The sequence below is a fragment of the Companilactobacillus halodurans genome, assembly GCF_009600995.1.
Classification (GTDB): domain Bacteria; phylum Bacillota; class Bacilli; order Lactobacillales; family Lactobacillaceae; genus Companilactobacillus; species Companilactobacillus halodurans.
Map to the genome: position 1 here is coordinate 66,570 of NZ_VDFO01000004.1, position 11,789 is coordinate 78,358.

General features: G+C 37.4%; 12 protein-coding genes. 1 reads left to right on the forward strand and 11 read right to left on the reverse strand.

All coding sequences use genetic code 11. The features are described from left to right. Nucleotides 1-14: 14 nt before the first annotated feature. From FHL05_RS01770 to FHL05_RS01790, 5 genes are all read right to left on the reverse strand, one after another. Entirely contained in the window at nucleotides 15-1,229 is a 1,215-nt protein-coding gene (locus FHL05_RS01770; protein ID WP_153521895.1) for a hypothetical protein, read from the reverse strand. Between the two features lie 47 nt (nucleotides 1,230-1,276). After that, nucleotides 1,277-1,438, reverse strand: coding sequence for a hypothetical protein (locus FHL05_RS01775; RefSeq protein ID WP_153385652.1), 162 nt, complete (start codon nucleotides 1,436-1,438; stop codon nucleotides 1,277-1,279). Nucleotides 1,439-1,562: 124 nt separating this feature from the next. Continuing rightward, nucleotides 1,563-2,528, reverse strand: coding sequence for a peptidoglycan recognition protein family protein (locus FHL05_RS01780; protein ID WP_153385651.1), 966 nt, complete (start codon nucleotides 2,526-2,528; stop codon nucleotides 1,563-1,565). A 103-nt stretch (nucleotides 2,529-2,631) separates the two neighbouring features. Further along, on the reverse strand, nucleotides 2,632-3,123 hold the full coding sequence (locus FHL05_RS01785; RefSeq protein ID WP_153386647.1) for a sigma-70 RNA polymerase sigma factor region 4 domain-containing protein: 492 nt from the start codon (nucleotides 3,121-3,123) through the stop codon (nucleotides 2,632-2,634). 166 nt (nucleotides 3,124-3,289) lie between these two features. Next, entirely contained in the window at nucleotides 3,290-4,063 is a 774-nt protein-coding gene (locus FHL05_RS01790) for a hypothetical protein (protein ID WP_153386649.1), read from the reverse strand. A 174-nt stretch (nucleotides 4,064-4,237) separates the two neighbouring features. Here FHL05_RS01790 and FHL05_RS12670 point away from each other — a divergent pair, with 174 nt between their 5' ends. After that, a complete protein-coding gene (locus FHL05_RS12670; protein WP_272950467.1) occupies nucleotides 4,238-4,360 on the forward strand; it encodes a hypothetical protein in 123 nt (40 codons plus the stop codon). Nucleotides 4,361-4,585: 225 nt separating this feature from the next. Here the strand turns inward: FHL05_RS12670 and FHL05_RS01795 are convergent, their stop codons facing one another. The 6 genes from FHL05_RS01795 to FHL05_RS01820 all read right to left on the reverse strand — a co-directional run bounded on the left by FHL05_RS01795 (nucleotide 4,586) and on the right by FHL05_RS01820 (nucleotide 11,700). Next, the gene (locus tag FHL05_RS01795) at nucleotides 4,586-6,322 is read right to left on the reverse strand and encodes a glycoside hydrolase family 73 protein (RefSeq protein ID WP_153386651.1); all 1,737 of its coding nucleotides are present in this window, start codon (nucleotides 6,320-6,322) and stop codon (nucleotides 4,586-4,588) included. Nucleotides 6,323-6,474: 152 nt separating this feature from the next. Continuing rightward, nucleotides 6,475-6,714 (reverse strand): hypothetical protein, encoded by a 240-nt coding sequence (locus FHL05_RS01800; protein WP_153386653.1) that lies wholly within the window; start codon nucleotides 6,712-6,714, stop codon nucleotides 6,475-6,477. A 101-nt stretch (nucleotides 6,715-6,815) separates the two neighbouring features. After that, nucleotides 6,816-8,165, reverse strand: a complete 1,350-nt coding sequence (locus FHL05_RS01805; RefSeq protein WP_337692557.1) for a DUF3329 domain-containing protein — start codon at nucleotides 8,163-8,165, stop codon at nucleotides 6,816-6,818. A 28-nt stretch (nucleotides 8,166-8,193) separates the two neighbouring features. Beyond that, nucleotides 8,194-9,540: a DUF3329 domain-containing protein gene (locus tag FHL05_RS01810; RefSeq protein WP_337692558.1), complete on the reverse strand. Its 1,347-nt coding sequence runs from the start codon at nucleotides 9,538-9,540 to the stop codon at nucleotides 8,194-8,196. 69 nt (nucleotides 9,541-9,609) lie between these two features. Then, nucleotides 9,610-10,629, reverse strand: a complete 1,020-nt coding sequence (locus FHL05_RS01815; protein ID WP_153521897.1) for an acyltransferase — start codon at nucleotides 10,627-10,629, stop codon at nucleotides 9,610-9,612. 21 nt (nucleotides 10,630-10,650) lie between these two features. Next, a complete protein-coding gene (locus FHL05_RS01820) occupies nucleotides 10,651-11,700 on the reverse strand; it encodes a hypothetical protein (protein WP_153521899.1) in 1,050 nt (349 codons plus the stop codon). Between the last annotated feature and the right edge of the window lie 89 nt (nucleotides 11,701-11,789).

Below are 11,789 nucleotides of genomic sequence, written 5' to 3' on the forward strand. Positions count from 1 at the left end.
TTCCCCTCCAAAGCTTAATTCAAGCTGAATTTCAATTTAGGCACCGTCAGTGAAAAGTTTTTCACCAGTGTCCAAGTCACAGTTGTCGAATCTTTATCCGGCTGCTTTAATAAGAACAATTTATTGTCTAGTGAACCGTATATTAAAAATTTTCCTTTAGTTGTTTTAACCGTAGGGCCATTTTCCGAATAAGCCGAAGGAGAAACTAAGAAGAGATATTGCATCAATGGCTGCTTACTGCCACTAACGCTAACTCCTTGGTAATCGGATGGTTGAATATTGGTCCCGTACAATTCCCCAAAATTGACGCCAATATTTGCGACCTTCTGATGATGATTATCTGAAATAGCCCCCACTAATTGCATCAAATCAGCATTTGAAGATATCGGATTGCCCTTGTAACTATCATAATAAGCTTTCGTCTGCTTAATCGCATCTTTTAAGTCCGTTTGCGTATTATTAGACTTGGTCAACAAGTTAGCCTTAGTATTCTTTTGCCCATCTTGAACCCGAACAGTGTAGTCGCTCGAATACAAATATAATTGGTTAGAATCCTCTTCAATCCTTAATTTAGCTTGACTGATTTGATTGCCAGTCGCTTTAGAATTGACCTTCAAGTTGACGCTCTTTGGCAAAAGTCGGTCTTGGTTTTGCCCATGGTAATAGTAGTCGATGGTCAAGAGATTTTGCGGAGTCAGATACATCTTGCCGTATAAACTTTGAACTTGGCCCGATTCAACTAAGGTAGTCATGACGACCTTACTATCAGTTTTATCAGACAGCTTTTGGGCTGAATGTTGCGTCAAGGTCATCTGATAAGTCCCATCTTGATTGATAGCTAAATTCCCATCAGTCCTGCGATAATCAATAATCGTTGAAAAATCAAAGTTGCCAATCAATGAATCATCAGTTATCGGCTTAGCTGAATTTTGTGTATCGATTATATGGTCGGGCATTTGGCTATAAGCAATCGACTGCGATTTCTTCTTTTGCGACTTGGAGAGATTGCTCTTCTTATCTCGCTTAGTCAGATACGCAAATTTATATGTGTCGTTGCCAAATTCAACATAATACCCCTTCATATGTTTGCCATAAACATTCTCATGGTATTTCTTAATGATTTTCAGGACTAAATCCTGTTTAGCTGTTTGAATGGTGATAGTCTTGCCGTCGCGATTCAAAACATATTTAGGGTCGTTAAAGTGGCTATTGAAGCGGCTGATTCCCACTTTGCCGTCAATGGTCGTGATATCTTTAACTTTGGCTCGTTGATCTTTTACGAACTGATTGAAACTGTATCGTTTTCACCCTGATCCTGATATAAATACCAGGTTTTATTAGAACTGACGATTTTGGAAGTTTCTTTTTGCTTGCAACCAACTAATACCACGGCGAAAAGACATAACATGCTTAAAATTACATAGAATTTTTTTACCATATCAGCTAACATTGCCCCTTTTCAACGTCAATTATACAACTCAAAACCTTCCTATTATTGAATAATGATAGCAAAAAAAGGCCCGCTTTTCAGCGAGTCTTTAATAATACTTTATAAAAATTATTTATCCAACTACGTAGTTGTTATCGACCCATTCGTTAGTAGCAACACGACGGTATGTAACGCCATCGTTTGAAACCTTGAATTGGTCAGTATACCAAGGTGAGTTGTTAGCTAAAGCACGGTTTGTAATGTTCTTTGTGCTGCCATCATTTTGGAAAGCTACTAAAGGAACATAACTACCTTTAGAATTGCTTACTTTGATAACATTTGTATTTGCAATATCTGAACTGCCTTCGTTAGCAGTGTTGTTGTTGTTTTCACTACCACTATTTGTAGTTCCCTTTAGTTGGTTATAATACTTGCTTACAAGGTCATAGAATTGATCCATGCTGTAACCCCATTTAGCGAAGTAGCCAACGGGATCAGTGTGAGTCGTTTCGCCCCATTTTCTTGAGACATCATTGTGGGACATAACTGTTACACCTGGTGTAAATGGCAAGTTATATTGAACTAATTTTGAAGCTGTGTAATAAGCTTGGTTAGCAACTGATCTAGCGAATGCGTCAGTTGTTGAAACTTCGCACAATTCGACTTGAACAAATTTAGCATTGGCTGTAGGACCAGCACCCCAAACTGCATAGTCAGTGTTCTTGATATTCAAAATTTCATTAGCGTCAACAAAAGCGTGAACGTATGAGTACATGTTTGACCATTCACGGTTGAAGTAAGTTGCTTCATTTTGAGCTGTGGCCCCTGGCGTAGCTGTTTCGTGAATGACGACCCCTTCTGGCTTACCGACACCATTTTCATAACCTTGCCAAATGTTGAAAGTTCCTTCTTGGTTAGTAATTGAAACTGGTTTGATATTGTTGTTAGTTATATAGTTGTTGATTGCTGAAGTAGCAGCTTGAGCCACCTGAACGTGCGGTCCAATTGCTGGAGCCACTTGTCCAACAGTCGTTAAACCGATACTAGCGATTGCTAATGAAGTAGCAACACTAGTCATAAATTTCTTCTTCGATACCATAATATATATTCCTTCCCGCCGTTAATTTCCTTAACGTATAAATTATAACAACTTTATTCACAAATTTGACTAAAGTAATAAACCTGTAACCAGATGGTAAAATTTAAACTTCGTACATAACTCGTAATTTCTTCAAAAGTCTGTCACGACAGTACCTAAGAGCCCTTGTAGTTTTTTTATATTGTTTTGATAATATTACTAATGGCAGTCCATTAATGAAATATTCTTGCAATATAATTCTTTCTAAAACGCTCAAATCGCGATAATTCACAAATTCCAAAACGGACGTTAAAGCTTTTTCTGGCACCTGTTGAAAATCGTATTCTTCTAAAGAATGAAATTCTGTATAGCGTTTTTCTTGTCGCAACCAATCGAGCATCCGCCAGGTCAGTTTTTGATAGACGTAGACATTGAATTTAGTTAAGTCGTTATTTTTTTGACAGTAATCGACGTAAGTTTGGGCGTACAAAATCAAACCCTCTTGAAAGTAGTCTTCGTAGTCGACTCTAGTGGGATAAATGTGGACCCGTTTTAAAACACCGTGAATCAATCGTTGATTTTTTAATGCTTCTTCAAAACCTAATTCCAAATTCATATTGTGAGTTCTCCTAATTTACTCACAAGCGCTTGTGGTGGAATTAATATAACTGATTCAGCTCTGTAACATTAGTTGCCAAAATGAACAAAGAATCCTAATTTAAAGGGATTCTTATTTTGGTGCAAAATAAAAAACGCCTTTGCAGACGCTTTTCGGAATTATTTCAGTAAAGTTTTTTTAGTCTATCTAAATTTTGGCGATAAAATAACATCACGGTTTGTGGATACGCCGACTCAATGCCGATTTTGTTCAACAAGAACTTGGTCACTAAATCAAAAGTAAAACCAGCATCGTATAACTTACGAGCCAGCTTTTTATGCAACTTGCATTGGCAATTCTCAAATTTTCGAACTAACCCCGTTATCGGCGGAGGTTTTATCTCAGCTAAGCCAGCCTTAGCCACGCTTGAAATCATGGCAATCGATTTTTCGCTTGCAACGCAGACATTATGAATACGTTGTTCCAAATCGCCATGAGGGAAATTAAAGATAAGTTTATCGCCATTAACAGTAATCATATGAGCTTCTTTTTTATCTTGATGATACGACTGAATCCAATGCAATCCGACCCAGTCAGTACACTTGCGACTGCCTCCAGTCATTGGCATATATGAAGCGTAAGCATGGACGTAAGGCAAGTGATGCTTGAGTTCTAAGAAATCGGCGATTATTTTAGAAAAAGTAAAGCCGATACCGTTGACTCGTTTGAAATCATTCATTATTTCTTTAGTTGTCCGGTGATCAAAGAACACTCCTTTAGTTTGATGAACGACAATGGATTTTCCAAAGCGATAATTGAAGCGACTGATATTAAACAGTGCAATGATTTGATTATCAACTTCAAAGACTTTCTCCCTCATCATTTCTGGTATAAATTCAGTGCTTAATAAGTCTCTTTCAAAAATATCAATATTCCTGAACTGAAATAAAGATTTCATAAAATTGCTCCTAAGCATTATTTTTGTACCTTTTTAGTACGATTTGAATATACACAAAAAGCAATTTTTGAGATACCTTAAAATGCAGAATTTACGTACTTTTTACAATGTTTACAGAAAATATAAGATTTTTAAACAAATAAAAATAGTTTGGATAATTTAGGTTAGTGCAGGATGTCCGTCGTCCGTTCTGCTTTGTGGATGCTGGAACGTACTGGACGCAACTTTAAGCCAATTCCAGGTTCGGGAATTGTCTTAAAGATTGGTCTTTCACTAAGCGATAAAATCGCTAAGTGAAATTTCAGTACTGAGCATCCACAAAGCTGCCACTCCCGACTGGATAACGTTTTTATTTATTTATTTCAATCAATCTTAAAATCTCAAAGTAAAAAAACATCTATTTAGATAATAGTTTATCGACTATATATCTTAAATAGATGCTTTTGTTATTTAATTTAATAAAACCACTATTCAGTCTGAAATATTACACTAAAAAATTCAGAAAGAATGTTATTTTCTACTCTAATCTTCGTTGAAAATGCAATACTTGCCACTGATCCAGCCTGCGTTTACTTTGTACCAAGTTTGTCCGTCGACGATTTGCTTGGAAGTTACCCGCCAAGTTGTGCCATCTGCTAAACGAGTTCCGGTGAATTTGTTATTAGCAGCTGGGCTGTTGTAGACATTGACGCCATAGCCAGGAATGTAATTAATCTTAGCCATTCCAGAAACTGAAGTAACATAATTAGAACCTTTTACTTCCACGTCGTTAGCATTGACCCATTGATCAGTTGCTACTCGATACCATACTGAACCGTCGTTGTGGACTGACTTTTGGTCAATCTTCCAATCGGTTCCAGAAGCTAAGCTGACGGCTAAAGCGTTGTGCTTATCGTCATAGGCTCTAGCACTTGGTGTTGCCGTGACGTGAACAATATCTGGATAGGAACTGATTTGGTCTTCTTTATATTCATCGTCTTGTTGTTGCGACTTCAAAGTTACATCTGTTGCTAAAACATAGGCGTCTGTTCCTACAAAATAGAACGTATCGCCGTCGTCATCGACTACATAAGCTGTCGTAATCCATGAGGATTGATATGGCAAAACTCGATTAGTTGCGGCCTTCTTATTAGCAGCGCTGTATACTTTTGAACCGCTTTGATTGACCACAATTGCTGTATCAGAAATTTTTACTTGTGGATTGGATTTTTGCGAATCCAATTGAACATCGCTTGCTTTAACATATTCATTTGAAGCCACTTGATAATAAACTGTTCCATCAGCTGCAACCACTTTTGAAGAGACATGCCACTGGGTGTTGTAAGCCAAGGCACGGTTTGCAGCAATCTGATTAGGATTAGCGTTGATATAAATTGTGGCCGTATTTTTATTTGTGACTGTTGCGGTATCGTCCATAGCAGTTTGCGTACCACTCACGGAATTATCGCTGGTACCGCCAGTACTAGCTTCGTTATCGTATTGTGTCAAATTATAAGTCTCGATTATATTATTCAAAGTTGATGCATAAATGGGACTAGTTGCATAACGTCCTTGCAGCCAAGCCGTTGCATCTTTGTATGAAGAAGTATTCTCCTTCCAAGTGCCGCTGTAAAATTGCGGAGCACCACTGATTCCGTTTCTCAATAAACTTCCATTGTCCGCAAATGATTCGTAAGGACTAGGATATTTTCTAAAATTAGCATAGATGGTGTAATAGCCCTTATCAGCACTCCACTCAGAAGTTGGCATACTGACATAAGAACCATTATAGTCACCTTTGATTCCAAAATAATTGTTATATTGTGCCGACAAAGTTGATGTTCCCCAAGCACTCTCAACAATCGCTTGAGCCATCATGACTGAAGCATAGACGTTATACTTTGATCCCACTGTCTGAGCGATGGGACCGATTTTATTCAAGAAAGCCTGTTGCTGAGCTTGCGTCACGCCACTGGTTGCTGTCGCAGTCGTTGATTGCGTTAGTGCTGAAATGGCATTGGCTGGTAAAACACTATTAGTTCCCGATTTATTCTCGTTTGCTTCAATTTCATCAGCCGCATCCTCATTGATAGGAGCCCCCTGTTGATCCATAACACTGGCAACATTAGGATCTTTTGTCTGAGATGACTCTTGATCTTGGTCGTCTTGACTCTTGTCATCAGTCGAATCTGCAGCTTTTACTGGAGAAGCATTCGAAGATACACCAACTGCTGCTAGAAAACTAGCCAAAGCAGTAGAGGCAACCCATTTCTTATTCATAATTGTCTCCCTCCAATTTATAACTATAACTAAGAGTTAGACTACAATTAATCAATGGTTGCTTCAATAAAATCTTAAGAAATCTAACAATATTTAAACAAATATTGGCAAATTTAAATCTTTTTTAACAATTTATCTAAAAATATTTTCAATTATTCGTTGGTGTCGATGTAAGTTACGTATTCAGCCTCAATCCATTCGCCATCTTCAGCAATACGATAAAAGGCTTTACCGTCATCGCCAGTACCTTTAGCATCAGTGTACCAAGCTGATTCACCTTTAACATATTTATCTTGTAACATTTTGCGATTTACTTCATAAGTGTCAAACAAGAAGACGACATATCGACTGTCTTGGTTAACCCGAACAATACCATGCACATTTTCAAGCATTGTAATACCACCTTTGTAGTTAATACTAATTTTATTATACCTTAATTGGTCAAAAAAAGGAGGAGAATGGGACAACGCTTTTGTCCTACTCTCACCCCTATTTAATTGTGACCACTGATACTGTTAACATCAAAAAACTTCGATTCCCAAATATTCATCCAAGCATTAGGATATTTAGTCAATCCCACCGTACCTGAATAAGCATTGTAACTGCTCTTGGCAACTGTCATGATTTTTACATTAGGGTTTTGCTTAGCTTTTGGTTTAGAATGCGACTTTTCAATCGTCTCATATTGACCGGCAATTTGTTGATAACTCTTGTCGATGTCTTGATAAGCATTGAAGAAGCTGAACAAGAACAAAATCAGCATTGGCACTGTCAAAACAGACAAACTGATTTTTGCTTCATTAAAGAGTGCATAAATCAAAATGAAAAAGGCAATCCCGAGAAAGACAGCTCCACCAAAGAAAGTTCTTTGGGGATGTTCGGGCGACAAGACTAAAACCAAAATTGAAGCAAAATGTCCAATCGTAAAAATAATGGCACTGATTAAAGCATCAGAACTGATTTTCTTATAGTACAAAACTACCACCAATAAAATCAGCATCAAAACATAAATCACATAAAATTCTTGTAACGACATATAAACTATTTGACCAAAATCTAAAACCATTTGTCCAATCGAACGATGGACCGCACCACGCAAGCGATTCCCCGGTGCCAGCATCATGACGATAAAACCACAAGCTCCAAAGATTACGCTGATAACACTGTTCCAATTAACTTGACGCTCATTCAAATAATGCTTCCACATAAATAAGAGCACGATTAAAATTGCCGCTGGCCCAGAGTTTTCATTACTTGCCCCCGTCAAAAATCCAAGGACGATGGCAATTAATACTTGGACCCAAGTGGTTGGTTTATTTTGCAAGTTGAACCAGATGAAGCCCAGATAGATGATACTCATCCACAAATAGTTGCCAGCTCCAGAGACCCAAAGGACTGACTGACCAAATGATGGCAAGAAGAACCACAAGAACAAGAAGATAAAGGGCACGATGAAGAGTTTATTCTTCTTACCGGAAAGCTTGATGCTGAGTTTATTAATCAACATCATTAAAAAGACAAAAATCAAACTGTTAAAAATATCGAACGGTATCTTGGAATTGAACTGCATGAAAAATTGCACGACGGTGTGCGCTACAAAACGACCATTCCAATTCAAGTAGTGATTCCACATTGAATAGGGAATCAAAGCTGTCGTGATTTTTTGCATGTGCGGTTGAACGCTTGGCGTGTGGTAGACGAACCGATAGATGTAATCATCTGCCGTATAAAGCGTCTTCAAGTTCAACATGAAAACGACCGCAAAGACGACTAATAAAATCCCCCAATACCAATAATTCTCTTTACGAAAAACGCTTCTCTTGCTAGATATTTTATTAATAATAAAATCCCCTCACTATTAGCAAATTACGCTATTTTTGAAAATACCCACTAATTTGATTGACGCCGAAGAATTTCGATTCCCAAAGATTCATCCACGAATTTGGATCTTCAGCAATCCCAACGGTTCCGTTATAAGCATTATACTTGCTCTTTTGCGGCGTCAAAATTGCTACATTGGCGTTTTTAGGATTCTTTTTGCGTGCTGCTTCAATCCCCTTATATTGTTGCTCAACTTGATAATAGCTGATGCTGATATCGTGATAAGCGGGCATGAAACTGACAGCAAAGCAAGCTGCTGCAGCAACTGACGCGATTAATGGCAGTACCCTCATACCGCCAAAAATTGCATAAACAAGAATAAATAAAGCAATCCCTAAGAACATAATGCCCCCAAAGAAGGTCCGTTCTGGATATTCTGGCGACAGAGCCATCGCGTAAATGGCGGCGAAATGACCAACGGTAAAGAAAGCGACTGCCCAAAAAGTATTCCAATTGATTCGTTTAAGAATAATTGCCACAATCAATAAAACGACTAACAAGACATACAGTGGCACCATCTTTTGTTCAGTTAATTTAAAAATCCCCTTGGTGTTGGTCAAAATCGTTTGGAGCGTCCGATGAACTGCGCCTCTTTTTTGCGTACCAGGCGACATCATCATCGTTACGAAGCCTATCCCACTAAAAATAACTCCGATAATCGAATTCCAGCTGACTTTGTGATCAGTAATCAAGCGCTTGACCATAAATAACAAGACAATCAAGACCGCTGCTGGTCCAGAATTCTCGTTGCTGGCCCCAGCCAAAAATCCTAAAATAGCCGCAAAAATTGCTGTTAAGAAGCTCAATTTTGGATTTCTGAGATTATAGAGAATATAGCCTAGATAAATAATACTCATCCACAAATAATTACCCGAACCTGAGACCCAAAGGACTGATTGTCCGAAAAATGGGATGTAAAACCAAGTGAAGAAGAAAATCAACGGTAAAACAAAAGCATTGTGTTTTTGATGCGACAGTTTAGTTGCAAATCGATCGATAAAGACAATCAATAAAACGTAAATCAAACTATTACAAATATCAAAAACCATTTTGGAATTGAATTGCATGAAAAATTGCACGATAGAATGGGCGACGAAACGACCATTCCAATTTAAATAATGGTTCCACATCGAAAAGGGAATCGTCCAAGTCGTGATTCTTTCCATATGCGGTCTTACGCCAGCATTATGGTAGACAAAACGGTAGACATAGTCATCGGCTGTGTAAAGCGTTTTTAAATTCAAGACTAAAACAATGGCAAAGACGATTATTAAAATCCCAATCGATAAGATATGTTTTTTGACGAACCCATAAAAACTGCTTAATCCTTGCTTAATAACAAATCACCTTAATATCAAACTGATTTATCAATTCGATATCCTTTCTACATAAACAAATTAACTACCCTACAACATGATTTTTTTAATCAATGGAATCTTGCTTAAGATGAAGATGATAATTAGAGAAATCACGGTCGATAAGATGAAATTAGGAATAAAGTAATGAAAGCCAAATAATCCTTCAACTACCGCAATCGTTAGACCATGAACTAAGTAAACCCCATACGTCAATGGTGCGACGAATTCAATCGTCTTAGAAAGCCAAGTTGGATAATGAGTCTCAAAGGACTTCAACCAAGTAAAACATAATGCTGCAATCATCGGAATAATCAAATTAGAAATAATATTCAAATAACGTAAGTGATTGCCATCAGTCAAGAATCCTAAAATTATATTTATTGCTAACAATAGAACAATTATTAAAGCAACCTTGGTGCGGTTGAGTTGCCGGTGTCTAGCCTGCGTTAATTTATAGCCCAAGATGAAATATCCTAAACTTGACGATGAAGTGATGAACAGCATGCTATAGCCTTGGAAATAAGCTGACCACTGTTGCGGTACGGATGTGACTACGTTTGGTAAGAAGATGCTAGTCACAATCCACAAAATCAAAAGATAATTCATCAACTTATCGTCAATATTGTCGACTAGAGCTTTTAGTAATGGCGATAATAGATAAAGTCCCAGTAATGGATAAATGAACCAATAGGCCATCAAAACTGGTTGGTGATAAATCAAGGCCACACTCTTCAAGAAATCATGCATCTCAAAAGTTCTTTGAATCACTCGAATGAAAAAGGCACTTAGAACTGACCAAATCAAAAATGGTATTACGACCCGAACTAGTCGATGTTTGAAAAGATACCCCACATTGCGCGTTTTCTTGCTATTTAAAATCGTTGCTCCACTAATCATAAAGAACAATGGAACTGCAATTTCAGTGATAATTACCAAACCGTTAGCCACGTCCCAACTAAACGCCCCATCGCGAATGGAAAGTCGTGAAGCACAAGAATGGGCTAAGACAACCAGCATCATTGCCACTACCCGAATGACATCAATATAAATTACTCTTTTTTTTCTCAAAAAATTTCCCCCAAAAATTAATTAACCAAATCTACTTCGTAATGAATAAAAATACTTTTCCACTGGTGTACCAAATAAAATTATGAACCAAGAAATAATCGTAACAATCATGGCAAAGCCAAATAACTTGCGATTGCCATAAGTTAAATGAATCGTTAATCGATCATAATCTTTAGGTGCCTTAATCATGACTGATCCCCGTTTACTCAAAGTAATGGGAACTGACTTGCCGTTAAGACTCGCTTTGGTGTACTTATATCTCACAAATGGCAAATCTAATTTATCGCCTTTCTTAATATCGGTAAAAGTAAAATTGCTTCCTTTATCGACTGGCAAAGGTGCTTGATTGGAAACTTTGCCATTTAAAAAGACTTGGTGCTGAACTACGGAATCGAGTTCTTTTTGTCCAGTTACTGGAACGTACTGAGCTAAATAAGTATCCGGAATATTACCTTCATTAATCCGTTTTTGGTCAATGACTAATTTAGCCGAAGAAACTAGCGAAGTTTTCGCTGTTAAATCAATCGTCGTCAACCACAGACCGCCAGTAATCACCGTCACAACTCCTAAAATTGCTATGAAATATTTTTCAAGACCTGCTTTTAAAATAATTGCTAAAATATAAGTCATAACGACTGAACCGAATAAAGTCGTAAACATCAATAGTCGATAAGGAAATTGAATGACCTCAATGGAAGTGTTTTGAAAAATCTTCCATGGAAACAGACTGGTCGATAATAAGAAAGTTCCGATGAATAACAGATAAGTAGCTTTTAGAACGCCACTGAATTTCTTGAAAACAATGATTCCTAAAACCATTGCGATTAACAAAATTAAACCAATATTATAAGCATTATTTTCAACCAAACGATGCGTATCGTTAATCAAACTTGAGTAAAGCAACTTACCTAAATCTTGGCCTTGAAGAATTTGTCGATCAGGTACGCCATATTTTTGGAAGAGTTCTTCACTAATAAAGGGTACGGTAAAAATCGGCTGTACGATAAATAAAGTTGATAGGTATTTTGCCATCAACTTTATTTTTGTATACCATTTATTAGTAATAACCATTTAAGAACACCAAAAAAGGACACCATTCATGCCCTTTAGATGTTCGACCCTCTACAGCTTCACAATGAAAGGAATTTGAATGATGCCCT